At 74.3% G+C, this 26,384-nt stretch carries 24 protein-coding genes; 7 read left to right on the forward strand and 17 right to left on the reverse strand.

Annotated elements, in window-relative coordinates; translation table 11 throughout:
- Positions 1–6: 6 nt before the first annotated feature.
- Together ACFY01_RS06750 and ACFY01_RS06755 are read right to left on the reverse strand one after the other, a co-directional pair.
- On the reverse strand, positions 7–522 hold the full coding sequence (locus ACFY01_RS06750) for an immunity 21 family protein (protein ID WP_390734553.1): 516 nt from the start codon (positions 520–522) through the stop codon (positions 7–9).
- A gap of 22 nt (positions 523–544) precedes the next feature.
- A complete protein-coding gene (locus tag ACFY01_RS06755) occupies positions 545–1,018 on the reverse strand; it encodes a rhodanese-like domain-containing protein (protein ID WP_390734554.1) in 474 nt (157 codons plus the stop codon).
- Positions 1,019–1,111: 93 nt separating this feature from the next.
- On the opposite strand from ACFY01_RS06755, the gene ACFY01_RS06760 reads away from it, so the two are divergent.
- On the forward strand, positions 1,112–1,558 hold the full coding sequence (locus ACFY01_RS06760; protein ID WP_390734555.1) for an Lrp/AsnC family transcriptional regulator: 447 nt from the start codon (positions 1,112–1,114) through the stop codon (positions 1,556–1,558).
- 2 nt (positions 1,559–1,560) lie between these two features.
- Here the strand turns inward: ACFY01_RS06760 and ACFY01_RS06765 are convergent, their stop codons facing one another.
- The 5 genes from ACFY01_RS06765 to ACFY01_RS06785 form a co-directional block, all read right to left on the reverse strand.
- Positions 1,561–4,554 carry an AAA family ATPase gene (locus ACFY01_RS06765; protein WP_390734556.1) on the reverse strand — a complete coding sequence of 998 codons (2,994 nt, stop codon included), beginning with the start codon at positions 4,552–4,554 and terminating at the stop codon, positions 1,561–1,563.
- Positions 4,551–5,714, reverse strand: a complete 1,164-nt coding sequence (locus ACFY01_RS06770) for an exonuclease SbcCD subunit D (RefSeq protein ID WP_390734557.1) — start codon at positions 5,712–5,714, stop codon at positions 4,551–4,553. The genes ACFY01_RS06765 and ACFY01_RS06770 overlap by 4 nt, the downstream gene beginning before the upstream one ends.
- 113 nt (positions 5,715–5,827) lie before the next feature.
- A complete protein-coding gene (locus ACFY01_RS06775; RefSeq protein ID WP_390734558.1) occupies positions 5,828–6,454 on the reverse strand; it encodes a YigZ family protein in 627 nt (208 codons plus the stop codon).
- Between the two features lie 47 nt (positions 6,455–6,501).
- Positions 6,502–7,044, reverse strand: a complete 543-nt coding sequence (locus tag ACFY01_RS06780) for a SixA phosphatase family protein (RefSeq protein ID WP_390734559.1) — start codon at positions 7,042–7,044, stop codon at positions 6,502–6,504.
- Positions 7,041–7,781 (reverse strand): hypothetical protein, encoded by a 741-nt coding sequence (locus ACFY01_RS06785; protein WP_390734560.1) that lies wholly within the window; start codon positions 7,779–7,781, stop codon positions 7,041–7,043. The genes ACFY01_RS06780 and ACFY01_RS06785 overlap by 4 nt, the downstream gene beginning before the upstream one ends.
- A 177-nt stretch (positions 7,782–7,958) precedes the next feature.
- Here ACFY01_RS06785 and ACFY01_RS06790 point away from each other — a divergent pair, with 177 nt between their 5' ends.
- The 3 genes from ACFY01_RS06790 (at position 7,959) to ACFY01_RS06800 (ending at position 11,518) form a co-directional block, all read left to right on the forward strand.
- A complete protein-coding gene (locus ACFY01_RS06790; RefSeq protein ID WP_390734561.1) occupies positions 7,959–8,375 on the forward strand; it encodes a CoA-binding protein in 417 nt (138 codons plus the stop codon).
- 202 nt (positions 8,376–8,577) lie between these two features.
- A complete protein-coding gene (locus tag ACFY01_RS06795; protein WP_390734562.1) occupies positions 8,578–10,215 on the forward strand; it encodes an APC family permease in 1,638 nt (545 codons plus the stop codon).
- A gap of 82 nt (positions 10,216–10,297) precedes the next feature.
- Entirely contained in the window at positions 10,298–11,518 is a 1,221-nt protein-coding gene (locus ACFY01_RS06800) for a 4-hydroxybenzoate 3-monooxygenase (protein ID WP_390734563.1), read from the forward strand.
- Positions 11,519–11,531: 13 nt separating this feature from the next.
- On the opposite strand, the gene ACFY01_RS06805 is transcribed toward ACFY01_RS06800, so the two are convergent.
- Complete coding sequence (locus ACFY01_RS06805; protein WP_390734564.1) at positions 11,532–11,891, reverse strand: ArsR/SmtB family transcription factor; 360 nt, start codon at positions 11,889–11,891, stop codon at positions 11,532–11,534.
- Positions 11,892–11,954: 63 nt separating this feature from the next.
- On the opposite strand from ACFY01_RS06805, the gene ACFY01_RS06810 reads away from it, so the two are divergent.
- Positions 11,955–13,016 carry a cation diffusion facilitator family transporter gene (locus tag ACFY01_RS06810; RefSeq protein ID WP_390734565.1) on the forward strand — a complete coding sequence of 354 codons (1,062 nt, stop codon included), beginning with the start codon at positions 11,955–11,957 and terminating at the stop codon, positions 13,014–13,016.
- A 2-nt stretch (positions 13,017–13,018) separates the two neighbouring features.
- Here the strand turns inward: ACFY01_RS06810 and ACFY01_RS06815 are convergent, their stop codons facing one another.
- Positions 13,019–13,576 carry a YbaK/EbsC family protein gene (locus tag ACFY01_RS06815; RefSeq protein WP_390734566.1) on the reverse strand — a complete coding sequence of 186 codons (558 nt, stop codon included), beginning with the start codon at positions 13,574–13,576 and terminating at the stop codon, positions 13,019–13,021.
- A 43-nt stretch (positions 13,577–13,619) separates the two neighbouring features.
- Positions 13,620–14,192, reverse strand: a complete 573-nt coding sequence (locus ACFY01_RS06820) for a helix-turn-helix domain-containing protein (RefSeq protein ID WP_390734567.1) — start codon at positions 14,190–14,192, stop codon at positions 13,620–13,622.
- A gap of 91 nt (positions 14,193–14,283) precedes the next feature.
- Between ACFY01_RS06820 and ACFY01_RS06825 the strand changes: the two genes are divergently transcribed.
- Positions 14,284–15,141 (forward strand): EamA family transporter, encoded by an 858-nt coding sequence (locus ACFY01_RS06825; protein ID WP_390734568.1) that lies wholly within the window; start codon positions 14,284–14,286, stop codon positions 15,139–15,141.
- Between the two features lies 1 nt (position 15,142).
- Here the strand turns inward: ACFY01_RS06825 and ACFY01_RS06830 are convergent, their stop codons facing one another.
- A complete protein-coding gene (locus ACFY01_RS06830) occupies positions 15,143–15,913 on the reverse strand; it encodes an acyltransferase (RefSeq protein ID WP_390734569.1) in 771 nt (256 codons plus the stop codon).
- A 107-nt stretch (positions 15,914–16,020) separates the two neighbouring features.
- On the opposite strand from ACFY01_RS06830, the gene ACFY01_RS06835 reads away from it, so the two are divergent.
- Positions 16,021–16,551, forward strand: a complete 531-nt coding sequence (locus ACFY01_RS06835; protein WP_390734570.1) for a gamma carbonic anhydrase family protein — start codon at positions 16,021–16,023, stop codon at positions 16,549–16,551.
- A 54-nt stretch (positions 16,552–16,605) separates the two neighbouring features.
- Here ACFY01_RS06835 and ACFY01_RS06840 read toward each other — a convergent pair whose 3' ends face one another.
- From ACFY01_RS06840 to ACFY01_RS06865, 6 genes are all read right to left on the reverse strand, one after another.
- Positions 16,606–17,256 carry a DedA family protein gene (locus ACFY01_RS06840; protein ID WP_390734571.1) on the reverse strand — a complete coding sequence of 217 codons (651 nt, stop codon included), beginning with the start codon at positions 17,254–17,256 and terminating at the stop codon, positions 16,606–16,608.
- 648 nt (positions 17,257–17,904) lie between these two features.
- Positions 17,905–19,017: a class I SAM-dependent methyltransferase gene (locus ACFY01_RS06845; RefSeq protein ID WP_390734572.1), complete on the reverse strand. Its 1,113-nt coding sequence runs from the start codon at positions 19,015–19,017 to the stop codon at positions 17,905–17,907.
- The gene (locus ACFY01_RS06850) at positions 19,014–20,198 is read right to left on the reverse strand and encodes a glycosyltransferase (protein WP_390734573.1); all 1,185 of its coding nucleotides are present in this window, start codon (positions 20,196–20,198) and stop codon (positions 19,014–19,016) included. Before ACFY01_RS06850 ends, ACFY01_RS06845 begins: the two co-directional genes overlap by 4 nt.
- Positions 20,195–21,001 carry an alpha/beta fold hydrolase gene (locus ACFY01_RS06855; RefSeq protein ID WP_390734574.1) on the reverse strand — a complete coding sequence of 269 codons (807 nt, stop codon included), beginning with the start codon at positions 20,999–21,001 and terminating at the stop codon, positions 20,195–20,197. Before ACFY01_RS06855 ends, ACFY01_RS06850 begins: the two co-directional genes overlap by 4 nt.
- Positions 21,002–21,004: 3 nt before the next feature.
- Positions 21,005–21,325, reverse strand: a complete 321-nt coding sequence (locus ACFY01_RS06860; RefSeq protein ID WP_390734575.1) for an acyl carrier protein — start codon at positions 21,323–21,325, stop codon at positions 21,005–21,007.
- The gene (locus tag ACFY01_RS06865) at positions 21,322–26,376 is read right to left on the reverse strand and encodes a beta-ketoacyl synthase N-terminal-like domain-containing protein (protein WP_390734576.1); all 5,055 of its coding nucleotides are present in this window, start codon (positions 26,374–26,376) and stop codon (positions 21,322–21,324) included. Before ACFY01_RS06865 ends, ACFY01_RS06860 begins: the two co-directional genes overlap by 4 nt.
- Positions 26,377–26,384: the final 8 nt, after the last annotated feature.

Genomic DNA, 26,384 nt, shown 5'->3' on the forward strand with positions numbered 1-26,384 from the left:
CCCCGGTCACGTCACGAGCCGCCGCAACTGCACCAGCCCCAGCCAGGTCTCGGGGCCCGGCTTGGCGTAGGTGGCGCGGACCGCGTACGGGCCGGGCTCCAGCGGGACCCGCAGGTGTTCGGTCCGGTCCGTCTCCGTGCCCGGCCATGCCGAGTCGAAGAGGAGGACCGGGCCGGGCACGTCCCAGCGGACCTCGTGCTCCCAGACGGCCGTGTCGAGGGCGGCGGGGACACCGGCGAGCAGCTCGTCCTCGGAGCCCGCGGCACACCAGCGGACGAAGGTGCCGTGGTCGGGGAGGAAGGAGGTGGACGCCGGTTCGTCGCCGAGGACCAGGGCCGCGCTGTCGCCGACCGGGAGCAGACCGACGTACCCGTCGACCTCGCAGGCCCGGTCGTAGTCGGTGGCCAGGTCCTCGCCGTCGGCGCCCGCCCAGAACGGCAGCACAGCCTCCGGGACCGCCACCAGCGGGCCGCCGCCCGACTCGACCCACTCCACCGCGCCTGGATCCGCGTATCGCGCCATGGGCAGAGAACCTAGCAGCCGCCTAGCAGCCGCAGTCCCCCGCCACCGGTGCGGTCAGCGGGTCCGCGGCCCGGCGCTCGCGTCCCCGCCAGGTCTCGAACTCAAAGCCCTCGCGCACCCAGTACTCGAAGCCGCCGAGCATCTCCTTGACCTGGTAGCCGAGTTCGGCGAGGGCGAGTGCGGCGCGGGTGGCGCCGTTGCAGCCGGGGCCCCAGCAGTACGTCACCACCGGCACGGTCCTGTCGAGGAGCTGACCGGCCTGCTCGGGGATGAGCGCGGTGGGGAGGTGGACGGCGCCGGGGATGTGGCCCTGGTCCCAGGACTCGGTGGAGCGGGAGTCGAGGACGACGAAACCGGGGTCGCCGCCGGTGGCGAGCGCGGCGGCCACGTCGGAGACGTCGGCGTGGAAGGCGAGGCTCGCGCGGAAGTGAGCGGCGGCTGCTGCCGGTTCGGCGGGGGCGACGCGCAGAACGGGGTTCACGGCGGTGGTGGTCATGGCTGAAAATCTAGGCCCGTCGCCCCGGCTCCTGAAGTGAGGATCCACGGGCTTGACCTTGATCGGCCGGGTTTCCCCTGCTATTCACATGCGATGACCGTGTATTCCCCGGACGCCACCGACTGGCGCATCCTCGAGGTCCTCCAGCGGGACGGACGTGCCAGCTACGCGGAGCTGGCGCGCGCCGTCTCCATGTCGCCGAGCGCGGTCACCGAGCGGGTGCGCCGGCTGGAGGAGACGGGCGTCATCCAGGGGTACGCGGCCGTCGTCGACCCCGAGCGTCTCGGCCTGTCGATCCTGGCGTTCGTGCGGCTGAGGTATCCGAACGCCAACTACAAGCCGTTCCACGACCTGGTCGCAGCGACGCCCGAGATCCTGGAGGCGCACCACGTCACGGGCGACGACTGCTTCGTCATCAAGGTCGCCGCGCGGTCCATGGCGCACCTGGAAGAACTCTCCGGGCGGATCGGCGCGCTGGGCTCGGTGACCACCAGCGTCGTGTACTCCTCACCTCTGCCCCGGCGTCCGCTCGGGCACTGACCTCAGCGGACGCCCCGCTGCCGCAGCGCCGATCCCGTCCTGCCCTTGACGACCTCCAACTGCCCGTGGATCCTGCGGCGCAGGTCGGCGACGTGGCTGACGATGCCGACGCTGCGGTCGCGCTCCCTCAGCGAGTCGAGGACGTCGAGGACCTCGTCGAGGGTCTGGTCGTCGAGGCTGCCGAAGCCCTCGTCGATGAACAAGGTGTCCAGCCGCACCCCGCCGGCCTCGTCGGTGACGACGTCCGCGAGACCGAGCGCGAGCGCGAGGGAGGCGAAGAACGTCTCACCGCCCGACAGCGTCGCCGTGTCCCGCTCACGGCCGGTCCAGGCGTCGACGACGTGCAGGCCGAGCCCGCTGCGGCCGCGGCCGCTGCGGTCGGCGGAGTGCACCAGCGTGTAGCGGCCGGAGGACATCCGCTGAAGCCGTACGGTCGCGGCGGCCGCGACCTGTTCCAGACGGGCCGCGAGCACGTACGACTCCAGGCGCATCCTGCGTTCGTTGTCGGCGGAGGTACCCGCGGTGAGGCCGGCCAGCCGGGCCACCCGTTCGTACTCCTCGCGCAGCGGCGCCAGCAGTCGCACGCCGTCGGCCGCGCGGGCGGAGAGCCGGTCCAGCTCGGCGCAGCAGCGGGCGGCGGCGTCGCACGCGGAGGCGGCCTCGCGCAGCCGCCGGGTGGCCCGCAGCGCGCGCTCTTCCGCCGCCGTGGGATCGGCGGGCGGCTGCTGGGCGGCGGCCGCCGTGTCGGGTTCCGCCAGCACGGCCCGTACGGCGGCCTCCTCGTACTGCCAAGCGTCCAGGCGGTGTTGCAGCTCCCGGTGGGCCGCGTCGTCGAGCAGCGCGGCGGCCGCGGCCTGCGGGGTGTCGAAGCCGGCGCGGTAGGCGGCGTCGGCGAGCCGGGCGTCGGCGTCCTTGAGGCGCTCGGCGGCGTCCTCCGCGGCGCGTGCGGCGTCGGCGGCGTCGGTGAGCAGCGCGGCCCGCCGCTCCAGCTGGGCGGCCCGGGCGGCCACACTGCAGGCGCCGCCCCGGGCCTCGGCCAGTTCCTGCTCCAGGGTGGCCTTCTCGCGGTCGAGTGCCTCGCGCCGGGTGAGGTGTTCGGCGGCGCGGACCTTCGCCTGCTGCCGGTCGGTCAGGCGGCGTTCGCGCTCCTGCTCCGCCAGCCGCAGCTCTTCGTGCGCCGCGTGCAGGTCGGAGGCTGCCCGCCGGGCCCGCGTGTACTCCTGCTCCAGCTCGTCGGCCTGGGCGGCCAGTTGCGCGGTGGGGGTGTCGCCGGCCTCGGCGGTGGCGGCGGCCAGCGCCTCCCGTACGACGCCGAGGCGCCGTTCGTCGTCGGCGCGCTGTTCGTCGGCGCGCTGGTAGGCGGCGAGGGCGCGCTCCTCCGCCTCGCGGTCGACGTGCCCCGCGAACTTCTGTGCGGGCGCGGGGTGTTCGGTGGCCCCGCAGACGGCGCAGGGCTCTCCGTCGGCGAGGCCGGCGGCCAGTTCGGCGGCGATGCCGTTCAGCCGCTGTTCCTTGAGGTCGAGCCAGTGCGCCCGCGCTTCAAGGGCCCGGTGTTCGGAGGCGAGGGCCCCCCGCTGCGCCTCGTCGGTGTCCCGGCCCAGTTCGTCCCGCAGCCGTGCCGCCTCCAGCCGCCGGCGCGCGGGTTCGCGTTGTACGGCGAGTTGCTCGGCGCGGGTCGCGGCCTCCTGGGCGGAGTCGGCGCGGGCCTGGAGTCCCGCGCGGGTGGCGTCCCAGCCGGCGAGCCAGCCCTCGGCGTCGCGCAGGACGTCCTCGTCGTCCCGGTCCTGCCGGTCCAGGCGGCCGCGCTCCTCGACGACTTCGGCGAGTCTCCGCTCGGCACGGCGCGCGGACTGAAGGCCGCCCAGTTCCTCGGCGGCCCGGCGGGCGGCGGTCGCGAGCCCGGTCGCGCCGGCGCCCGCGAAGGCCTCCGGCAGCAGCGCACGCGCGCGTGCCTCGGCGGCGGCCGCCCCGCGGTGCCCGGCCTCGGCCGCCTCCCGCAGTTCCAGGGCCGGCGCCACGGCCTCCGCCTTCCGCGCCCGCCCCATCCGCTCCTGCGCCTCGCGATGGGCTCCGGCCCGCTCCTCCAGCCGTTCGGCGCGCTGCCGTGCCTCGGTGAACCGGTGCTGCAACCGCGCCAGTTCGCGTACCTCGGTCAGCGTGCGGTCGGCGGCGGTCTGCGCGGACTCGGCGGCGGTCAGGCGGCAGTGGGCGAGGGTGAGCCGTTCGCGGGCGGTGCTGCGGGCCACGGCGGCGGCGCCCAGGACGGCTTCGGCGAGGCCCGGTTCGCCGGCGGCCAGCTCCGGCAGCTCCATGGCGTCGCCGGCCTCCTGTTGCATGCGATGCGCGTCGGCCAGCAGCGCGGCGTCCCCCTCCCGCACCCGGGCCTCGGTCGCCTTCCTGCGCTCGGCGAGGCGTTTCTCGACCTCGGCGAAGCGCCGGGTGTCGAAGAGCCGGCCGAGCAGCCTGCCGCGGGCCTCGGCGTCGGAGCGCAGGAAGCGGGCGAAGTCGCCCTGGGGCAGCAGGACGACCTGGCAGAACTGCTCGCGGCTCATGCCGAGCAGCTGCTCGACCTCGTTGCCGATCTCCTGGTGGGAACGGCTGAGGTCCTTCCAGGCGCCGGCCGTGGCGTCGTACTCGCGCAGCCAGGTCTGGGCCTTGTCGACGGTCGTTCCCTTGCCACGCAGTTTGGGGCGTTCCCATGGCGGCTGCCGGGTGATCCGCAGCCGCCGTCCGGCGACGGTCAGTTCGAGGCAGACCTCGGTGCGGGTGCCCGCCTCGGCGTGATCGCTGCGCAGGTTCATGCCCTGATTGCCCTGCCGGGCGCCGGGCACGGCGCCGTACAGCGCGTAGCACACGGCGTCCAGGACGGAGGTCTTGCCCGCGCCGGTGGGTCCGTGCAGCAGGAACAGTCCCGCGGCGGACAACGCGTCGAAGTCGACCGTCTGGGCCCCGCCGAACGGCCCGAAGGCGGTGATGTCGAGCCGGTGCAGCCTCACCGGGCCACCTCCCGCACCGCTTCGTCGGCGCGCACGGCGTCGAACGCCTCGCGCAGCACGGCCTGTTCGGGCTCGTCGGGGCCCGCGCCGCGCACATGGGCGACGAAGTCCTCGGCGATCTGCTGGTCGCTGCGGCCCGCGAGGCGCCGGGCGTAGGAGACGGCGGGGTCGTCGGGGGCGCGGTCGGGGGCGAAGACGAGGCTGAGGGTGTGCGGGAACCGCTCGGCGAGGCGGGCCATGGGGTCGGCGGGGCGGACCGGGTCGGTGAGGGTGGCCTCGACCCAGGCGTCCTCGTGGCGGGCCAGTGCGGGGTCGGCGAGCAGGTCCTCCAGGGTGCCGCGGACGCGGGCCAGCGGACGCGGCACGGGGCAGTCGACGCGTTCGGCGGTGACCGAGCCGTCGGCGGCCAGGTCGACGAGCCACATGCTCTTGCGGTGGTCGGTCTCCGAGAAGGAGTACGCCAGCGGGGAGCCCGAGTAGCGCACGCGCTCGGTGATGGTCTGGCAGCCGTGCAGGTGACCCAGGGCCACGTAGTCGACGCCGTCGAAGACCCCGGCCGGTACGGCGGCCACCCCGCCCACGGTGATGTCCCGCTCGCTGTCGCTGGCCTCGCCGCCGGTGACGAAGGCGTGCGCGAGGACGACGGAACGGGTGCCGGGCGTCCGGGCGGCGAGGTCGGCGCGGACCTGGTCCATGGCGGCGGCCAGGACGGCCTCGTGTCCTGCCTTCTGCACCGCGAACGCGTCTTTGACCAGGGCGGGTTCGAGGTACGGCAGTCCGTAGAAGGCGACGTCCCCGAAGGCGTCGGCCAGTACGACGGGCGTCCCGCAGGCGGACGGCTCGGTCCGCAGGTGGATGCCGGCCCGCCCGATGAGGCCGGCGCCCACGCCGAGCCGGCGGGCCGAGTCGTGGTTGCCGGAGATCATCACCGTGGGCACGCCCAGCCCGGCCAGCCGGTGCAGGGCGTCGTCGAACAGCTCGACCGCGGCGAGCGGGGGCACCGCCCGGTCGTAGACGTCGCCCGACACGACGACCGCGTCCACGTCGCGCTCCCGCACGGTGGTGACGAGGTGACCGATGAACTCGGCCTGGGCGGTGAGCATGTTCACCCGGTGGAACGCCCGGCCGAGATGCCAGTCGGAGGTGTGCAGCACTCTCAAGAAAACACTCCGGCTCGTCGTCAGCAGCCACCACGCTAACGCCTGTCGGCCACTGATCCACCACGGACCTCGAATTCCGTCCACATCAGCTGCGATTCAGACGGAAATGTCCGTTACGCGTCCCCGTAGGCCTCCCCGCCCAGTTCGAACGCGGCCGTCCCCGCCGTGGCATCGGCCAGCCAGGCGCGGAAGGTGTCCACGTCGGCGTCCGGCAGGCCGATCTCGATGGTGACCGCCTCCCCGTAGCGCACGTCCCGCACCTCGCGTCCGGTCGTGTGCAGATCGTTCTGCACCTTGCCGGCGCGCTGGTGGTCGACGGTGACCGTGGCCAGCCGGAAGCGGCGCCGGGTGCGGGTGCCGACCGCGTCCAGGGCTTCGCCTACCGCGCCGCCGTAGGCCCGGATGAGGCCGCCCGCGCCCAGTTTGACCCCGCCGTAGTAGCGGGTGACGACGGCGACGACGTACCGCATGTCGCGGCGCAGCAGCATCTGGAGCATGGGCACGCCGGCCGTGCCGCCCGGTTCGCCGTCGTCGCTGGCCTTCTGGACGGAGGCGTCGGCGCCGATGACGTACGCCCAGCAGTTGTGCGTGGCGTCCGCGTGCTCCTTGCGGACCGCGGCGACGAAGTCCTGGGCCTCCTGCTCGGTGGCCGCCGGGGCGAGCGCGCACAGGAAGCGGGAGCGGTTGACCTCGGTCTCGTGCACGCCCGCGCGGGCGACTGTGCGGTACTCGTCCTGCATCCGGCCAGCCTATGCGCAGCCGGGCGGACGCCCCGCGCCCGGCTGCGCTAGCCCTTCTTGCCCCGGGGCACCGTCAGCGAGGTCAGCAGCGCCGCGCCCGGGGCCAGGTCCGGCCAGGAGGGTCCGTACCAGGTGAGGTCGGCGACGGCCGAGGTCGGGAACTTCGTGCGGACCCGGTCCAGGGCGTCGTCCAGGGCCTCCCCGGCCAGTTCGAGCACCAGGTCCTCCAGGCCGGGGTTGTGCCCGACGAGGAGCAGGCCGGCGACCTCGGACGGCACCTCGCGCACCACCTCCAGCAGCTCCGGTACGCCGGCCGCGTACAGCCGTGGGTCGAAGCGGACCGGGGGCGGGGTGCCCCACTGGGCCGAGGCCAGCTCCCAGGTCTGGCGGGCGCGCACGGCGGTGGAGCACAGGGCGAGGTCGGGCAGCGGGTCGGCCGCCGCGAGGGCACGGCCGGCGGCGGGCGCGTCGCGGCGGCCGCGCGGTGCCAGCGGGCGGTCGTGGTCGGGGACGTCCGGCGGCCAGGCGGACTTGGCGTGCCGCAGGACGATCAGACGGCGCAGCGGGCCGGCACCCGCACGGGCCGTCACGCGAGGCTCCCGATGTCCCGCACGAGGTCGAGGCCGAGGAGCCGGTCGGCGTAGGCGTACGTCTCGAAGCGGGCGCCGTCGGGCAGGCCCGGCTCGGCCTCCACCCAGCGCAGCACGCCGAGCACGCCGGGTACGTCCAGATCGTTCTCCCAGGCGGTGCGCAGCCGCCCGCGCACCTCCTCGGGGACCGGCCGCGACGGTTTCCGGGCCCAGCCGGCGACGGCCCGCCGCCAGCGCGCGAGGCTGCGGGCCGCCTCGTCGAGGGCGTCCGCGTCGAGCCGCAGGGAGGTCCCGTGGGGCGCGGCGAGCAGGGCCAGGCGCAGGACGGCGGGGTCGGCGACGCCCTCCAGGGCGACGCGTCCGGCCACCGGCGCGACCCCGACCAGGACGGCCCCGTCGGCCGAGGCCCCGCCGGCCGCCGGTCCCGGCCGCTCCGCCACGTGAATGACCTGTGCCTCGCCCAGCCCCGCCGCGAGGTCCTGGCCGTCCTCGAAGGGGCGGATGCCCAGGGTGGTGGCGGCCGCGCGGAGCTCGGCCTGCTGCCGGGCTCCGGTGAGGATGGCCCAGACGGGGTGGCCGCCGAGTTCCAGGGCACGGACGAGGACGTCGGCGACCAGCAGCACGCGCAGGGCCGAGGCGTCGAGGCCCGAGGCGTGCGCCTGGACCCGGGTCAGGCCCCGCCGGGCGGGAGCGGCCTCGACGGGCTCACCGGTGCGGGAGTCGATGATGCGGAGCACGGCCCGAGCGTAGGCGGACGGACGGTCGTATGCAGTCACTTGGCCGCGATCCGGGACATTGTGGCGGGTATACCGGGCACCCGGGCGGGTCTTTTGGACAGTCCGGTGGGAATCACCGCCCGGCGGCCGCCGTTTCCGCCGAGGACAGTCACCCCCCGAAGCCCGAGGAGGCCGGACGTGTACGGCGACGCAGCGACCATCCGCAGGATCCTGTCCGAGCTCGGCGACACCTGGGCCGTCGTCGGCCTCTCCGCGAACCGGAGCCGGGCCGCGTACGGCGTCGCCGAGGTGCTGCGGCGCTTCGGCAAGCGGGTGGTGCCCGTCCACCCCAAGGCGGAGACGGTGCACGGCGAGCCCGGCTACGCCTCCCTCGCCGAGATCCCGTTCGAGGTGGACGTGGTCGACGTCTTCGTCAACAGCGGCCTCGCCGGGCCGGTCGCCGACGAGGCGGTCGCCATGGGCGCGAAGGCGGTCTGGTTCCAGCTCGGAGTGGTCGACGAGGCCGCGTACGAGCGCGCCCGGGCGGCGGGGCTGGAGATGGTGATGGACCGGTGCCCGGCGATCGAAATTCCCCGTCTGCACCTGCCGTCTTAACATGTCTTACTCTCTTCTCACATTCCGTGTCTGAATACGAACATTCCGTGGCGGCGCCTGACCTGTGCAAAGAGCAGGATCGCAACGTTCCAGGTGAAAGGTCAAAACTTCGTAAGCAGTCTTTTGCGGTTTCGAACGCATCCCTAATCTGTGGCGGCATTGCTCGTTAAACCTGCGTTCAGAAACTGAGAGGCCACTTGACATGGTGAAAGTCGACCATGCTGTGCCGGAAGCCACGAAGAACCCCAGCGGTCTACGGAGGGACGTCGGGCTGATCGGACTGATGTGGGCCTCCGTGGGTTCCATCATCGGGTCCGGCTGGCTCTACGGCGCCGAGAAGGCGGTCGTGGTGGCCGGTCCCGCGGCGATCATCTCGTGGGTGATCGGCGCGATCGCGATCGTCCTCCTCGCGCTGGTGCACGCCGAACTCGGCGGCATGTTCCCGGTGGCCGGCGGCACGGCCCGCTACCCGCACTACGCGTTCGGCGGCCTGGCCGGCATGTCCTTCGGGTGGTTCGCCTGGCTCCAGGCGGCGACCGTCGCCCCGATCGAGGTCGAGGCCATGATCGGCTACGCCGGTCACTGGAAGTGGGCCCAGGGCCTCCAGCACGCCGACGGCACGCTGACGGTGAGCGGTTTCCTCACCGCCGTCGTCCTCATGGCCGTCTTCGTCGGCGTGAACTTCTTCGGCGTCCGCGCCCTGGCGCACACCAACAGCGCCGCCACCTGGTGGAAGATCGCCGTCCCGCTGGGCGCGATCTTCATCATCGCCGCCGGCAACTTCCACGCGTCGAACTTCACCTCGGAGGGCTTCGCGCCGTTCGGCGCCAAGGGCGTGCTCGGCGCCATCAGCTCCAGCGGCATCATCTTCGCGCTGCTCGGCTTCGAGCAGGCGATCCAGCTGGCGGGTGAGAGCCGCAACCCGAAGCGGGACCTGCCGCGGGCGACCCTCGGCTCCGTCGCGATCGGCGCGGTGATCTACATCCTGCTCCAGGTCGTGTTCATCGCCGCGCTGCCGCACGTCTCGTTCGCGCACGGCTGGGCCAAGCTGAACTTCGAGGGCATCAGCGGCCCGTGGGCGGGCCTGGCGACCCTGGTCGGCCTGGGCTGGCTGGGCTGGGTGCTCTACGTCGACGCGATCATCTCCCCCGGCGGCACCGGCCTGATCTACACCACCGCCACCTCCCGCGTCTCCTTCGGCCTGGCCAAGAACGGCTACGCGCCGAAGGCGTTCGCCAAGACCGACGCGCGCGGCGTGCCGTGGTTCGGCCTGATCATGTCCTTCGTGACCGGTGTGGTCTGCTTCCTGCCGTTCCCGAGCTGGCAGGAACTGGTCGGCTTCATCACCTCGGCGAGCGTCCTGATGTACGCGGGCGCGCCGCTGGCGTACGGCGTCTTCGCCGACCGCCTGCCGAACCACGAGCGCCCCTACCGACTGCCCGCCGGCAAGATCATCTCCCCGCTGTCCTTCGTGGTCGCCAACCTGATCATCTACTGGGCCGGCTGGGACACCCTGTGGCGCCTGGGCTTCGCGATCGTCCTCGGTTACGTGCTGCTCGGCAGCTACGCCTGGTACGCCACCAGCAAGGGACTGGAGGACGCGCCCCGGCTGGACTTCCGCGCCGCGCAGTGGCTGCCGGCCTACCTGGTGGGCCTGGGCCTGATCTCGTGGCAGGGCGGCTTCGGCGGCCAGGGTCACATCGCCCTGTGGTGGGACATCCTGGTGGTGGCGGTCTTCTCGCTGGCCATCTACTACTGGGCCAAGACGACCGCCTCGAAGCCCGAGGAGATCGAGCGCAGCATCGAGGAGGTCGTGGTCACCGACGCCCCGGCGCACTGACCCGGTCCCCGTTCGACCGAGCGGTGTCCCGTCCGCCACGGCTCCCCGGCCGCGGCTGACGGGACACCGTCATAATGCTCGGGTGACACTCCCCTCCCCCCACCTCTCCCCTTCCGCGGAGCACCGTCCCGTCGTCGTCGTGGGCGCCGGGCCCGCCGGCCTCGCCGTCGGCAACGTCCTGCGGGCCGCCGCCGTCGACTGCGTGGTCCTGGAGACCGAGAGCCGGGAGTCCATCGAGACGAGACCGAGGGCCGGGATCGTCGAGGAGTGGGCGGTGCGCGAACTCGGGCGGCGCGGACTGGCCCGGAACCTGCCCGCCCGGGCGCAGGCACACACCCGGTGCGAGTTCCGCTTCGACGGTGAACGGCACCGGTTCCCCTACACCGACCTGACGGGCCGGCACCACTACGTGTACCCCCAGCCGCTGCTGGTGACCGACCTGGTGCGCGAGTACGCCGACGTCCGCGGCGGCGACATCCGCTTCGGCGTGCGGGACGTACGGCTGCACGACCTGGACACCGACCGTCCGTCGGTGTCGTACCTCTGCCCGGAGACGGACGAGCGCCGGGTGATCCGCTGCGAGTTCGTGGCGGGCTGCGACGGCGCCCGCGGGGTGACGCGGGACGCGATGCCGTCCGGGCGGACCCGGATCGCACGCCACGACTACGGCATCGGCTGGCTGGCGCTGCTCGCCGAGGCGCCGCCGTCCTCCGACTGCGTCGTGTTCGGCGTCCATCCGCGCGGGTTCGCCGGGCACATGGCCCGCAGCCCGGAGGTCACCCGCTACTACCTCCAGTGCCCGCCCGGCGACGACCCGGAGAACTGGGGGCACGAGCGCGTCTGGGCCGAGCTGCGGGAGCGGCTCGGGGCGGCGGGGGCGCCGGCGCTGACGGAGGGGCGGCTGATCGAGAAGCGGGTGCTGGACATGCACGACTACGTCGTGGAGCCCGTGGCGTCCGGGCGGCTGTTCCTCGCGGGTGACGCCGCGCACCTGACCGCGCCCATCGCGGCCAAGGGCATGAACCTGGCCCTGCACGACGCCTTCCTGCTCGGCGACGCGCTCGCCGCGCGGCTCACCGAGGGCGACGACGGCGGGCTGGACGGCTACTCGACGGCATGCCTGCGCCGGGTGTGGGACTACCAGGAGTTCTCGCAGTGGCTGTCCGGCATCTACCACGGCGCCGCCTCCGGCGATCCCTACCGCGCGGGCACGACGACGGCCCGGCTGCGGCGCCTGTTCACCTCACCGGTGGCGGCGGCCGCGTTCGCGGAGCAGTACCTGGGGACGGCGGCGCGCTACTAGTCCCCCGGTGCCGTCAGTCGTGCGGCGGACGGTCGCTGAGCCGGTGGTCCGCCACGTTCAGCGCCTCGTCGACGAGGCGGCGCAGATGACCGTCGCGCAGTGAGTACACCACCCGGCGGCCCTCCTTGCGGGTGTCCACCAGCCCCGCGAGCCGCAGCCTGGCCAGGTGCTGGCTGACGGCCGGCCGGGCCGCCCCGCACGCCGCCGTCAGGGTCGTGACGTCCGCCTCCCCCTCCGTCAGGGCGTGCAGCAGCGCGAGGCGGGTGCGGTCGCCGAGCAGGGCGAGGAGTTCGGCGGCGAGCGCGAACTGCTCCTCGCCCGGGCTGCGCGGGTGCGCATCGTGCGCAGGTGACAGGTGCATGCGTGCGCTCATACGCACATAATGGCCCCGTGGGCGGCCGTCCGTCCACCTCCCGCGCACCGGAAGGGGAACCCCGTGAGCGACCGGCACCACCACCCTCACCCTCACCCTCACTCTCACCACGAACACCCACACCGTCCCGCTGTCCGCCCCTCGGTCCGCCACCGGCTGGCCCACCTCCTCACCCCGCACTCCCACGAGACCGCCGACAAGCTCGATCCCGCGCTGGAATCGAGCGCGCGCGGCATGCGCGCCCTGTGGGTGTCGCTGGCGGTGCTGGGCGGGACGGCGCTGGTACAGGCGGTCGTGGTGGCCGCCTCGGGGTCGGTGGCGCTGCTCGGCGACACGGTGCACAACGCGGCGGACGCGCTGACCGCCGTCCCGCTGGCCATCGCCTTCGCACTCGGCCGCCGCGCCCCCACGCGCCGCTTCACCTACGGATACGGGCGCGCCGAGGATCTCGCGGGCATCGCGATCGTGCTGACGATCGCCGCGTCCGCGGCCTTCGCCGCGTGGACGGCGGTGGACCGGCTCCTCGACCCGCGGCCCGTGGCGCACGTCCCGGCCGTCGCCGTCGCCGCCGTGGCCGGATGCGCGGGGAACGAGTGGGTGGCCCGGTACCGGATCCGGGTGGGCCGGGCGATCGGCTCGGCCGCGCTGGTCGCCGACGGTCTGCACGCCCGTACGGACGGCTTCACGTCACTGGCGGTGCTGGTCGGCGCCGGAGGATCCGCGCTGGGGTGGCCGCTCGCCGACCCGCTCGTGGGGCTGGCGATCACCGCGGCGATCGGGCTGGTGCTGCGGGACGCGGCGCGCGAGGTGTTCCGGCGGGTGATGGACGCCGTGGACCCGGCGCTGGTGGACCGGGCCGAGCGGGCGCTCAGGGAGGTCCCGGGGGTGCGGGAGGTCGGCGAGCTCCGGCTGAGGTGGATCGGGCACCGGCTGCGCGCGGAGGTCGCGGTGGTGGTGGACGGCGAGGCGACGGTCCGGCAGGCGCACACGGTCGCCGTCGAGGCCGAGCACGCCCTGCTGCACGCCGTGCCGAGGCTCACGGCTGCCCTGGTGCACGCGGATCCGGCGCCCGCCCCGGGCGAGACGGACCCGCATCTGCCGCTGGCCCACCACGTGACCGCCTGACGTCAGGCCACGCCCAGACCCTCCAGCACCACCGCTCCGGGCAGCTCGGCGAACGCCTTCCCCGGCACCAGCAGCTTGCCGCGCCGGCGTCCGCTGCCGACCAGGACGTACGGCAGGTCGACGACGGCCGAGTCCACCAGCACCGGCCAGCCGACCGGGAGCCCGATCGGGGTGACACCCCCGTACTCCATGCCGGTCTCCCCCGTCGCGGTCTCCATCGGCGCGAAGGAGGCCTTGCGTGCGCCGAGTTGGCGGCGCACGACGCCGTTGACGTCGACCCGGGTGGTGGACAGGACCACGCACGCGGCCAGGGTGGTCTCGCCGCCCCGTTTGCCCGCGACGACCACGCAGTTGGCCGACTGCTCCAGCAGCTCGCGGCCGTAGTGCTCGACGAACACGGCGGTGTCCGCCCACTGCGGATCGGTGTCGACGTAGACGATCTGGTCGGCGGGGACGCTGCCGCGCCAGTCGCGTACGGCGTCGGCGACCGGGCGGGTCAGCTCGTCGAGGCGGTCCGGGGCGGGCGTGGCGGTGTCGAAGTGTCCGATGGGAGCGCGCATGACGGCACGCTAACAGCCGTGGAGCGAGCGGCGGCCGGGCATCTCAGGGGACGGGCGGCACCGAGACGGCCATCACCATCTCCATCGGCACGTCGCCTGTATTGCCGTACGTGTGGGGCGTGTTGGCCTCGAAGGAGGCGCTCGCGCCGGCCGGGACGCGGTACTCCGTGCCGTCGACGGCGAGGGTCAGCTCCCCGGCCGTGACGTGGAGGAGTTCGACCGTGCCGGCGGGGTGCGGGTCGGACGAGCTCTGCTCGCCCGGCATCAGGCGCCAGTCCCAGATCTCCAGCGGTCCGGGGGCCTCGGTGCCCGCGAGGAGCCGGTTGTAGCTGCCCGCGTCCGTGTGCCAGAGCCGTACGGCCTGCTCGGCCGGGACGATCCGGACCTTCGGGCCCTGCTCGTACTCGAGCAGGGTGGTGATGCTGACACCGAGCGCGTCGCCGATCTTGACGACGGTGCCGAGGCTGGGGTTGGTGCGGGCCTGCTCGATCTGGATGAGCATGCCGCGGCTGACGCCGGCCCGGGCGGCCAGCACGTCCAGGGTGAAGCCGCGCACCGCGCGCCAGTGCTTGACGCTGCGCGCCAGGGACTGGGTCAGCAGGTCGAGGTCCGACACATTCCGTCCAATATTTTAGATGACAGGGTTCAGTAAACTGAACTACGGTGGGTGTACCGATCGTTCACCGAACTGTACTAAGCGAGGACCCGTGACAGCATTCTTCGCCCTGGCCACCAGCCTCCTGTGGGGCCTGGCCGACTTCGGCGGCGGGCTGCTGACACGGCGCAACCCGGCACTCACGGTCGTCGTGCTGTCCCAGGCGACAGCGGCCGTGGTGCTGGGCGCGATCGTGGTCGCGACGGGCGGCTGGAGCGAGGCCGGTCCCCGGCTGTGGTTCGCCTTCGCCGCGGGCCTCGTCGGCCCGGTCGCCCTGCTGTCCTTCTACAAGGCGCTCGCTCTGGGGCCGATGGGCGTCGTGTCGCCGCTCGCCACCCTCGGCGTGGCCGTCCCCGTCACCGTCGGCCTGTTCCTGGGTGAGCGTCCGGGCCCGGCGCAGGTCGCAGGCATCGCGGTCGCCGTCACCGGCATCGTGCTCGCGGGCGGCCCGCACCTGCGCGGCGCGCCCGTGCAGCGGCGGGCGATCCTGCTCACGCTGGTCGCGGCGCTCGGTTTCGGCACGGTGTTCGCGCTGATCGCGGAGGCCTCGACCACCGTCACCGGCCTGTTCCTCGCGCTGTTCGTGCAGCGCGTGACGAACGTGGCCGCGGGTGGCGCCGCGCTGTACGTCTCGGTCAGGCGGGGCACCCCCGCCCTCCCCGCGGCCGGCTTCCCCTGGGCCGCCCTGCCGGCGCTCGCCTTCGTCGGGCTGGCGGACGTGGCGGCCAACGGCACCTACTCGGTCGCCGCCCAGCACGGCCCGGTCACGGTGGCCGCGGTGCTCGCCTCGCTGTACCCGGTGGTGACCGCCCTGGCCGCCCGGGGCTTCCTCCACGAACGCCTGCGCGCCGTCCAGGCGGCGGGCGCGGGCCTCGCCCTGCTGGGCACACTGCTGCTGGCGACGGGCTGACTCAGCTCTCCGTCTCCAGCTCGGCGAGCCGGGCCACGTCCCGCTCGTCCAGCTCGGCCAGCGCCAGCAGCTGGTCCGGGGTGACGCCTTCCGGGATCGGCACCGGGGGCGGGGTCCGGAGCGGCGGCTGCCAGCCGTCGGCGGGGGTCCAGCGTCGTACGACCCGGGCGGGCGCGCCGGCCACCACCGCGTGGTCGGGCACGGTCCCGCGGACCACCGCCCCGGCGGCCACGACCACGTTCCGGCCGATCCGCGCGCCCGGCAGGATCACCGCGCCGGTGCCGATCCAGCACCCCGGGCCGATCTCCACCGGCTCCATCCGCGGCCACTGCCTGCCGATGGGCTCGTGCGGGTCGTCGTAGGAGTGGTTGGTGGACGTGACGTAGACGTACGGGCCGAAATAGCAGTCGCTGCCGATGGTGACCGTCGTATCGGCTATGACGTGGCTGCCGCGGCCGAGCACGACCCCGTCGCCTATGCGCAGGATGGGCTCGGGGCCCAGGTCGAGGTCGGGCATGAGGCCCGCGGTCAGGGTGACCTGCTCGCCGACGATGCAGTGGGCGCCGAGGTGGATCCAGGGTTCACCGAAGACGGTGCCCAGCGGGAAGGCGAGCCTGGTACCCGTTCCCATGGCGCCGAAGCGCAGCCGTCCCGGGTGCTCGGCGGTCACCGAGCCCGTGCGCTGCACCCACGCCCAGCCCGCGTGCACGGCGCGCTGGAGGAGGCCGCGCCGCCAGGAAGAGAACGAGAACGTGTTCTTGGGCTTGGGCACCCGCTCACGGTACTCAGCGTGCGGTCCGCCCAAGAGACCGGAGGGCTGTGATCTTCGCCCCACCGGGTGGCGTACGGTGCCAAGACAGCGACGACGAGGAGAAGGCGATGACGCACAAGGCGTTGATCACGGGCATCGGCGGCAGGGAACCGAAGGTCGACCCCGAGGCGTTCGTGGCGCCCACGGCCTCCGTGATCGGGGACGTGACGCTGGGGGCCGGGGCGAGCGTCTGGTACGGGGCGGTGGTGCGCGGGGACGTGGAGCGGATCGGCGTCGGGGCGAACGCGAACGTCCAGGACAACGTGACGCTCCATGCCGACCCCGGCTTTCCGGTCAGCGTCGGGCAGCGGGTGTCCATCGGGCACAACGCCGTGGTCCACGGGGCGACCGTCGAGGACGACTGCCTGATCGGGATGGGGGCGACGGTGCTCAACGGCGCGGTGATCGGGGCCGGGTCGCTGGTCGCCGCGCAGGCGTTGGTGCCGCAGGGGATGGTGGTGCCGCCGGGTTCGCTGGTGGCGGGCGTACCGGCGAAGGTGAAGCGGGAGCTGACGGAGGAGGAGCGTCAGGGAGTCACGCTCAACGGCACGATGTACGCGGAACTGGCGAAGGCGCACCGGGACGTGCACCAGGGCTGAGCCCCAGGGCTCTCCTTCGGGCCCCTCGGTCCACGGTCGGTGGCCGGGCGGTCCTCAGTCGGCGGCGGGGACGGGCTCCGGTTCGGCTTCCTGCCTCTCGGCCGCCGCCTTCTTCGCCTTGCGCCGGATCACCAGCATCGACGTCAGTCCGATCAGCAGCGCCACCACCAGGCCCAGGTACGAGAAGCGCTTGAGCCAGTCCTCGGCGACGACTCCGACGTAGTAGATGACCGCGGTGGTGCCGCCCGCCCAGCAGATGCCGCCGAGGACGTTGGCGATCAGGAACTTCCAGTAGGGCATGTGCAGGACACCGGCGAGCGGGCCGGCGAAGATGCGGAGCAGCGCGACGAAGCGGCCGAAGAAGACCGCCCACATGCCCCACTTCTCGAAGGACCGCTCGGCGGTGGCCACATGGCCCTCGCTGAAGTGCCTGGGGAACTTCCCGCCCAGCCAGGCCAGCAGCGGGCGGCCGCCCTTGCGGCCGATGGCGTAGCCGATGGAGTCACCGATGACCGCGCCGGCGGTCGCGCACGCGCCCAGCACGAAGGGATTGACGCCGGAGTGCTGGGAGGACATCAGGGCCGCCGAGACCAGGATGATCTCGCCGGGCAGCGGGATGCCCAGGCTCTCCAGACCGATCACGAGGGCCACCACGGCGTAGACGGCGGCCGCGGGCACCGAGTCGAGCCATTCCTGGACGTGCACCGCCGGTTCCTCCCCTGTCGGACCTCATTGCTGCGGGATCGCTGCGGACGTCACCCGACGCGCGCCCCCTGTGAAGGCTACCGGTTCACCGCCGGACGGCGGCGCCCGTGCGCGCGACCCCGCCACCGATCCGCCGACGCCGCGTCGGTTCCCGGACATCCGGACGACACGCGAGGCCGCCCTCGGCCGGCCCTGTGCCTCTGTCCCCTGTTGCTCGTGGCGGTCTGGGGGCTGGCGAATCGTCCCCTCGCCCGGGAGGGAGCCGTCCGGCCGACCCGGGCGGACCCCTGGTGGCTGCTGATCGGAGTCGGTTGCACCTGCCCGGGCTGGGTCGCCGCCGCGTGCGCACGGCAGCGCGCCGTGCCGGACCGGCTGCCTCCGGGGCTGCTGCCGGCCCGCAGTTCGCCGCCGGCGCCGCGAACCACGCGCTGCACCGCGGGATCGGCGCGCACCCCCGCCCGCCTGGGCCACGGCCACCGGGACGGGCACACAGCCTTGCAGCAGCGGCATCGCGGTGGCCCCGCCCCGCAGGGCGAGCACCCGGCCGGGCCGGGTGTGAGCTGCCGCGCGTCGGCCAGGGTGGTGCACAGCAGCCCCGTCACCGGGCGCCGCAGGGGACGTGCGACCAGCGGAGGTCACGCGCGGCGGTCACTCGCGCCGGGCGACCAGGCGGTAGGCGTTGGACAGACCGAGGCGGTGGGACAGGGGCCGTACCGCGAACCGGTCGAGGAGCGTGGCCGCGACGAACACCGGCGCGCCCGCGAGGAGCACCGCGCCGCGCAGGCCGCGCCGGAGGGCGCCCGGCGGCTCGGGCAGCCAGGGGGCGTCCTCGCGCGGCGCGATGTGGTCCAGGGCCAGCCAGACGGCGGCGAGCAGGTCGACCGGGTCGTGCGGCTCGGCGTGCTGTTCGGCGACCACGGTGAAGCCCAGCTCGGTGAGCCGCCGGCGCAGATTGCCGACCGGTACGAGGTGCAGGTGCTGCGGCTGGAGCCAGGGCAGCCACCAGCGGCCGAGGACGCGGGCGTAGCGGCTCTCGGGGTCGGGGACCTCGATGAGCAGGTGGCCGCCGGGGCGGACGGCCTGGTGGGCGGCGCGCAGTTCGCGGTCGGGGTCGGCGCTGTGTTCCAGGTAGTGGAACATGCTGACGACGTCGTAGCGGGCGCCGAGGTCGGGGGCCAGCTCGGGGAAGGACCCGCGGTGGCCGTGCTCGACGCGGCCCTCGCGTTCGGCGATCTCCACGCCGTCGGTGAAGTCGAGGCCGTCGAACGTGGTGCCGGGCAGCACCTCGCGGGCGGCGGCGCAGAAGTGGCCGTGGCCGGTGCCGACGTCGAGCCAGTTCTTCGGGGTGGGGTCGTGCGGCAGCATCGACTCGGCGCGGCCCCGGTACATCCCGGTGCGGCCGCCGAAGGTCCCGCCCATCCGCTGTTCGCCGAGGCCGTCGTAGAAGTCGCGGTAGTAGAACTCCAGGCCCGTCTCGTTCAGCGCCGGATTCTGGAAGGTGTGCCCGCAGGCCTCGCAGCGGTCGAGGACGAAGCGGCCCGGCTTGTGCTGGAGCAGGTCGGTGGTGCGCAGCCGGGTGGTCAGACGGTCCGAGCGGCACCAGGGGCAGGTGGTGCGGCGCGGCGCGAAGAAGCGGTCCACGCCGTCGGCCAGGTCGGCCTGGTAGGCGGGGCGCAGCGCGGCGACCCGGGTGGCGCGGTCGCTGCGGTCATTGCGGTCTGCACGGTCGGTGCCGTCAGGGCCCTGGGTTTCGTTGCTCATCGGCTCTCCTCCGGGCGTGCGTCGGCGGCCAGTCGCTCGAGGTGGACGGCGGCGGCGGGGGCGCCGCCCGCCGCCCGGAAGGCGGCGCGGACCCGTCCGGCGGCGGCGCGGTGGGCGGGTTCGTGCAGGACGGCGTCGAGGGCCGGGCCCAGCCGGGCCGCCGTGACCCGGCCGAACCGGACCCGGACGCCCGCTCCGGCGTCGACGACCTGGGCGGCGACCACGGGCTGGTCGTCGCGGATGGGGGCGACGACGAGCGGGACACCGTGCCAGAGGGCTTCGCAGACGGTGTTGTGCCCGGCGTGGCACACCACCGCGTCGACCCTTTCGAGGAGCGGGAGTTGGGGCACCGAGGGCAGGACCAGGACGTCCTTGTCGTCGCCGGACGCCGGCAGGGTGCCGCCGGGATCGGCCACCACCGCCTGCACCCTGTCGGTCCGCGCCCGCAGCGCGTTCACGCACTCGGCGAGGAAGCGGCCGCCCACGTCGGCGTTGGCGGTGCCGAGGGTGACCAGGACCTTGGCCCGCCCGGGGTCCAGCCACTGCCAGGGGAAGCCGGGGGCGGCCGGGCGGTCGGCGATCGAGGGGCCGACGTAGTGGATGTGGTCGCCCCGGGCGGCCGACGGGCCGGCGAGTTCGGGAGAGCTGAAGGCCAGCAGGAGGTGGGGCGAGAAACGCGGATCGGTGTCCCCCGCCGGGTCGCCGATGCGGGCGCGCAGTTCACTGAGCCTCGCCCGGAGCCAGTCGGCGACCTTGGGTATGCCGTCGTAGGCGCCGGTGAGTTCGGCCGAGGTGGTGGCCGAGGTGGCCCAGGGCAGGCCGAGTCGCTCGGCCACCAGGGCTCCGGCGAAGGCCTGCTGGTCGACGACGACCGTGTCGGGCCGGAACTCCCCGACGGCCGCCCGCACCCCGGGTGCCATCGCGTCGGCGAGCGGCAGCAGGTACGCCTCCCACAGGTACTTCAGCGCCTCCGGCCCCCGCAGCTCCGGCGGGCGCGCGGCCGGGACGGGTCCCGCGCAGGGGAGGACGGCGGCGTCCGGGCCCGCGAGCCGCCGTACCAGCGCGGGGTCGGCGCACGTCCAGGCCACCCGGTGTCCGCGCGCGGCGAGTTCGGCGGCGACGCCCACCGTGGGGTTGATGTGCCCGACCAGGGGCGGTACGACGAACAGGAACCCGCTCACCGGACGGCCTCGGCGCCCGCCGAGCGGATCAGGTCCAGGACGTGCCCGCCGACCGCCCCGGCCGCCTCCACCAGCACGGAGTGCTCGTGTCCCGGCAGCACGACGGACCGGAAGTCGGCGAGCAGGGCCTCCTTCAGCGGCACCAGTTCCACCACGTCCGAGTCGCCGCCGTAGACACCGAGGACGGGGCAGCGTACGGCCCTGATCTCGGACTCGGTGAGCACCCGGCTGGCGGGGACGTCCCGGCCGAGGGTGGTCTCCCGGGCCAGTCGTCCGGCGCCCTTGGCGAGGCGGGCGGTGTGGTGGCCGCGGTTGGCGCTGATCCAGGCGAGCGTGTCGGGCTCGTTGTACGTCAGTTCGGAGACCACCCGGTCCAGGATGCCGCGCAGCTTCGCCGCCCAGGCCTCGGTCGCCGGCTCGGACTCGATGAGGGCGAGGCTGGCCACTCGCGCCGGATGGCGGGCGGCGTAGCCGAAGGCGATGGTGCCGCCGTAGGAGTTGCCGACGAGGTGGACGGGCCCGGTGATGCCCAGCCGGTCGAGCAGTGCTTCGAGGTCGTCGATGTTGTCGTCGAGGGTGTAGCCGGCCGGCGGTCGTTCGCTGCGGCCGTGGCCGCGCAGGTCGTACATGACCACGTCGACGCCCGCCGCCGCGAACCCCGGGGCCACCGTGAAGTAGTAGCTGGCCAGGCTGTCGGTGAGCAGGCCGTGCACGAGCACGGCGGTGGCCACCGGGGCGCGGCCGTCCTCGGGGCCGATCCTCTGCACATGCAGCCGGATGTCGCCGGCGTCGACCATGGCCATCCGTCAGCCCGCCTCAGCGGCCTTCAGGCTCTGCACGACGTGCTCCACGAGCCTGCCGACGGTGAGCTCGATGATCTCCTCGAACTCCATGCCGGCCAGGAACTCGGCGAAGTTGACCCGGTTCCCGTAGTGCTCCTTGAGCAGACCCGCGAGGGCCACGAGATCGATGCTCTCCAGTTCGAGATCGCGGTTGAACGTGGTGTTCATGCCGATCTCGAGGTCCTCGTCGCCGTACTCCTCCAGCAGGGTCAGGAGCAGGGCCCTGATGTCGGCGAGCACCACCTCCTCGTCGGCGTACGCGGGGGTCGGCTCCGTGGGATTCATCGCTCCTGCTCCTCTTCGTCGTCGCCCGCCGGGCCCGTCGTCCAGGCCACGACGTAGTCCCGGGCCGGCAGTGCCGGGGGATTGCTGACCGGTGCGAGGTGCACCGTGTAGACGCGTTCCAGGCGGCCCGAGACCAGCAGCCGGTCTCCGGCCGGTGCCGCGTGGAAGACGGCGAAGTCCCGGGGGCGGCCGCCGAATCCGGTGCCCTCCGCCTTGGCGACGGCCTCCTTGGCGGCCCAGAACCGGGCGAACCACAGCGAGGCGTCCCCGGCCGCCGACAGGTCGCGCAGCAGCCGGAGTTCGTCCGTGCCGAGCGCGGCGGCGAAGGCCGCCGGGTCCCGTTCGGTGACCTCTTCGATGTCGATGCCGGGGCCCGGGCCGGGTTTGTGCGGCCGTACGATCGCCACGCCCGCCTCGGCCCGGTGGGCCAGCGAGACGTCGAGCGCGGGCAGGGTGCGGCCGTGGACGCCCGTGACGTACGGGCGTCCCAGGTCGTCGTTGCGGACGCGGATCTCGGCCGGGAAGACCGGCCCCTCGCCGTGCTCCCACAGCCGGCGCCGTACGGCGTCCTTGACCGCGATCCGGCCGAGCAGCCACTGCCTGCGGCCGCGCGGCGCGTGCTCGGCGTACTCCGCGCGCTCCGGGCCGGCCAGCGAGTTGCGCATGATCAGCTCGCGGGAGGCGAGGTCCGGCCACCGCTCGTGCAGCAGTGACCAGCCGCCGGGCCGGGGCTCGGAGAGGGTGTTGCGTTCGGGGAACCGTTCGACCGGGCGGGTCTGCGGGTCGTTGTCGAACCGGCGGTCCTGCCAGCCGGTCAGCAGGGCCCACACCCGTCCGGCGACGGTCAGTTCCACGTCCGCCTCGAGGACGGTGTCGGTGAGCGAGGTTATCCGCACCAGGCACTCGACCCGCGTGCCAGGGGCGGGATGCGGTCCGTGGAACCGCATGTGCCGCATCTGCACGGGGAACACCACGGTCCGCTCGGTCCGGGTCGCCATGATCCAGTAGCCGAGGATCTGCCCCACGTTGTCGAGCAGGGCGCCGGGGGCGGAGGGCGTGGTGATGACCCCGCGTACGTGCCGGTCGCCGATGCCGGTGAGTTCGGTGACCCCTTGGTACGCCGGTCCGTGGAACATCCAGCGCTGGGTGTAGAGCTGGGCGGCGGTGTGGTCGGGGGCGCGTTCCGGGGTGGGCGGGGGGGTGCGTGTCGCCGGCGGTGCGGGGTGCCGGGCGGCGAGTTCGACGACGGCGCGGGCCGTGGGGCCGAAGGAGACGGCGAAGCGGTGCGGGTCGTCCGGGGTGCGGGTGACGGTGACGGGGACGTCGACGGGCGGCGTCGCGGTCAGCCACCGGTCGAACCGCGCCCCGTGCACGGCGACCGCCCGCATGCCGGGCGCCGCCCGCTCCGCCGCGTCCATCATGTGCCGCACGATCGTGGTCGCCGGCACGACCGGCCACCGGTCCGCCACGTCCGGCCAGCCGGGGCGCTGCGGGAAGAAGCAGTGGTCCAGGAGGTGGGGCATGGTGTCGGGGGACACGCGGACGGTGGTCTGCCAGGTGACCGGGGGGACGGGCACGGCCGTCCCCGACGTGGCCTCAGGGGCACGGGCCGGGGGCTGTCCGAAGGCCGTGGGGTCACCGCCGGGCTTCGGCCCGGGGGGCGCGGGGGCCGGGGCGGCTGTGCGGTCGGTGGCCGCGAGTGTGCGGCGGCCTCCTTCGGCGGGACCGGCGTGAGCTGCGAAGCGAGCGGGGGCCTGCCCGGTGGCCGCGGGGACGGGGGTCACCGCCCCCGGCGTGGCCTCAGGGGCACGGGCCGGGGGCTGTCCGAAGGCCGTGGGGTCGCCGCCGGGCTTCGGCCCGGGGAGCGCGGGGGCCGGGGCCGGGGTGGGCCCGGCAGCGGTGGGTAGCGGGCCGGTCGGCAGGTGGGGGGCGGCGGCGGAGCCGGGGGCGGCGCCGGTCTCGGGCGGGTGTGCGTGGTGGCCATGGCCACCCGCCGTGATGAGTGCGGCCGCCGTGTACGCGGTGTCGCGCAGGAGCGCGTTCAGTTCGGCGGCGGCCGGGAAGCGTTCGGCCACGGCGTCCAGCGGGGACGGCGGTCCGGCGGCCGGGGTGGGGGCGGCGCCGGTCCGGTCTCGGGTTTCCCTTCCGGGAGGCGTCGCGCGTAACTCCGCGCGCAGTGCGGTCAGGGCCGGACCGTCGAGGGACACCAGCGCGCCGCCCAGGTCCAGCCGGACCGGCGGACGGTACGGCGGGGCGGCGGGCACGGCGGCGCGCGGCCGGGGCAGTGCCGGCGCCACCGGCGCCCCGGCCACCCACAACGCCGTGGCCAGTCGGCGGAGTTGGGCGAGGCCCGGGCGATGGGGCGAGTTCGCGGCGACGGCCAGGTGATCGCGGTCGCCGAGGGTGTCGTCGATCAGCGAAGCGAGCTGGCCGGGGCCCATCTGGACGAAGGCGCGGTGCCCGGCGTCGTACAGGGCTTCGACGAGCTCGCGGAAGCGGACGGGTTCGAGGAGGTGCCGGAGGAAGAGGGCCCGTACGGCGGCCTCGCCCGCGGGGAACGGTGCCGCCGTGGTCCCGGACCAGATGGGGACGGTGGGCGGGTGGAGCCGGAAGCGGTCGGCGGCTTCCTTGATGGGCGCCAGGTAGGGCTCGAGCATCGGCGTGTGGAACCCGGACCGGAAGGGCAGCACCTGACACAGCACGCCCCGGGCGCGAAAGGCCCGGACGAACTCGCCGACCGCCGTGTCCGGCCCGCACACCATCGACTGGCTGGGCGCGTTGTCGTGGGAGAGCACGATCCCGGCGTCCGCCCAGCCGTCGGCGAGGACGGCGGCGACCTGCGCGGCGGGTGCGCCTACGGCGCCGAAGGCCAGGCCCGGTACGGCCACCGCGTCCGGGTCGAACCCGGCCATGAACGAGTCGACCTCGGCACCGGAGTACAGCCCTGCCACCGCCATCGCGGTCCATTCGCCGACGCTGTGCCCGGCCACCGCGTCCGGCACGACGCCCAAGCGGCGCAGCGCCGTGTCGAGGAGCCGGCCCACGCCGACGACACCGGCGCCGTGCCGGCCCACGTCACCGACCCGCGGCTCCTCGGCCGGGGCCCCGGGAAGCGGGGGCATGCCGAAGTGGGCGGCGATGTCGTCGACGCGGGGCGTGAACTCGGCTTCCAGGCCGGGGAAGACGAAGGCGAGCCGCCCCTGCCCGGGCCCTAGGAGCGGCCGGGTCCGGAACCAGACGTCGCCGCGGCCCTGCCAGGCCCGGCCCTTGCCCACCGCCCGCCGTGCCAGCGCCAGCCGCTTGGCGGTCGGGTCGACGATGCCCAGCCGGACCGGACCGGCCTCGGGGTGCGTCCCGTCGCTGTCCAGTCCGGATTCGAGTACGGCCAAGTCGTCCGCGGCGAGCAGCGCGGCGAGCCCCTCCGGGTGGTCGGCGGCGAGCAGGAGGACCCGCTCGGGTTCGCTGACCCGGACGGGAGTGTTCGGGGACCCGTCCCCGGCCTGCACCGAGCGCTCGGGCCGGTCGGCGCGTTCCGCGGCACGAGGCTCCTCGTCCCCGACGGCCCCGAAACCGGCGGCCCCGGAACCGGCGCCGGCCGGCGCCGTGTGCCCCCCGGGCGGCTCCTCCAGTACCACGTGGGCGTTGATCCCGCCGAAGCCGAACGCGTTCACCGCCGCCCGGCGTACCGGCCGGTCCGCGGTGGTGTCCCAGGGCACCGCCTTGCGCAGCGGGCGGAAGCGGGTGCGGGCGAGCGCGGGGTGGGGGTCGTCGCAGTGCAGGGTGGGCAGGAGCGTGCCGTGGTGGACGGCCAGCGCGGCCTTGACGAGGCCGGCCACTCCGGCGGCGGGCATGGTGTGGCCGATCATCGACTTCACCGAGCCGAGCACGGCACGGTCCTCGCTGTCCGGGGCGCCGGGGTCTCCCCGGCCGAACACCTCTGCCAGCGTGGCCAGTTCGGCGGCGTCACCGGCGGGGGTGGCGGTGCCGTGCGCCTCCAGCAGGCCGACCGCTCCGGGGGCGGCCGGGTCGAGGCCGGCGGCCCGCCAGGCCTGGCGTACGGCGTGCGCCTGGCCGCCCGGATCGGGGTTGACGAGGCCGGACGTACGGCCGTCGCTGGCCACGCCCGTGCCCCGGATCACCGCGTAGACGCGGTCGCCGGCGCGCTCGGCGTCGGCGAGACGCTTGAGGACGACCACGCCCGTGCCCTCACCGATGAGGATGCCGTCGGCGTCCCGGTGGAAGGGGCGGATGCGCTGGCTCGGGGAGAGGGCGCGCAGCTGGGAGAACACGCTCCACAGGGTGATGTCGTGGCAGTGGTGCACTCCCCCGGCCAGCATCAGGTCGCAGCGCCCGGCCGCGAGTTCGCCCACCGCCTGGTCGACGGCGACCAGCGAGGAGGCGCAGGCTGCGTCCACGGTGTAGGCGGGCCCGCGCAGGTCGAGCCGGTTGGCGATGCGGGAGGCCGCCAGGTTGGGCACCAGGCCGATCGCGGACTCGGGGCTGTCCGGTCCCAGCCGTTCGGTGAACGCCTCCCGGACCCGGCCCAGTTGGTCCGGTGTCAGGTCGGGCAGCAACTCGCCCAGGGTGCGTACGAGTTGTCCGGCCGTCCGGACCCGCTGGTCGAGCCGGACCAGGCCGGGGGTGAGGTAGCCGCCCCGGCCCAGGACGACGCCGACGCGGTGCCGGTCGGGCAGCCGGTCCGCGCCGCCCGCGTCGGCGATCGCGGCGGCGGCCACGTGCAGCGCGATCAGTTGGTCCGGCTCGGTGCCCGCCACCGAGGCGGGCATGATGCCGAACCGGGTGACCTCCACCTCGGCCAGGCCGTCCACGAACCCGCCGCGCCGGCAGTACACCTGGTCGGCGACGGCGGGCCCGGTCGCGGCCGAGGGACTGTAGTAGTCGGCGTCCCAGCGGCTCTCGGGCACGTCGGCGATCGCGTCCACGCCGTCGCGCAGGTTGTGCCAGTAGGCGTCGAGGTCGGGGGCGCCGGGCAGCAGCACCGCCATTCCCACGATCGCCACCGGCGTCTGACGACCCATCACATCCGTCATGTCCGTCA

It is taken from the genome of Streptomyces sp. NPDC001480, assembly GCF_042894725.1.
GTDB lineage: Bacteria > Actinomycetota > Actinomycetes > Streptomycetales > Streptomycetaceae > Streptomyces.

What these genes read in the sequence shown, in the direction of transcription:
- ACFY01_RS06750 (WP_390734553.1), bottom strand. Translation starts at nt 522, where the DNA reads ATGGCGCGATACGCGGATCCAGGCGCGGTGGAGTGGGTCGAGTCGGGC.
- ACFY01_RS06775 (WP_390734558.1), bottom strand. Translation starts at nt 6,454, where the DNA reads ATGCAGGACGAGTACCGCACAGTCGCCCGCGCGGGCGTGCACGAGACC.
- ACFY01_RS06855 (WP_390734574.1), bottom strand. Translation starts at nt 21,001, where the DNA reads ATGGCCATGGTCGACGCCGGCGACATCCGGCTGCATGTGCAGAGGATC.
- ACFY01_RS06795 (WP_390734562.1), top strand. Translation starts at nt 8,578, where the DNA reads ATGGTGAAAGTCGACCATGCTGTGCCGGAAGCCACGAAGAACCCCAGC.
- ACFY01_RS06755 (WP_390734554.1), bottom strand. Translation starts at nt 1,018, where the DNA reads ATGACCACCACCGCCGTGAACCCCGTTCTGCGCGTCGCCCCCGCCGAA.
- ACFY01_RS06805 (WP_390734564.1), bottom strand. Translation starts at nt 11,891, where the DNA reads ATGAGCGCACGCATGCACCTGTCACCTGCGCACGATGCGCACCCGCGC.
- ACFY01_RS06835 (WP_390734570.1), top strand. Translation starts at nt 16,021, where the DNA reads ATGACGCACAAGGCGTTGATCACGGGCATCGGCGGCAGGGAACCGAAG.
- ACFY01_RS06815 (WP_390734566.1), bottom strand. Translation starts at nt 13,576, where the DNA reads ATGCGCGCTCCCATCGGACACTTCGACACCGCCACGCCCGCCCCGGAC.
- ACFY01_RS06860 (WP_390734575.1), bottom strand. Translation starts at nt 21,325, where the DNA reads ATGAATCCCACGGAGCCGACCCCCGCGTACGCCGACGAGGAGGTGGTG.
- ACFY01_RS06845 (WP_390734572.1), bottom strand. Translation starts at nt 19,017, where the DNA reads ATGAGCAACGAAACCCAGGGCCCTGACGGCACCGACCGTGCAGACCGC.
- ACFY01_RS06865 (WP_390734576.1), bottom strand. Translation starts at nt 26,376, where the DNA reads ATGACGGATGTGATGGGTCGTCAGACGCCGGTGGCGATCGTGGGAATG.
- ACFY01_RS06760 (WP_390734555.1), top strand. Translation starts at nt 1,112, where the DNA reads ATGACCGTGTATTCCCCGGACGCCACCGACTGGCGCATCCTCGAGGTC.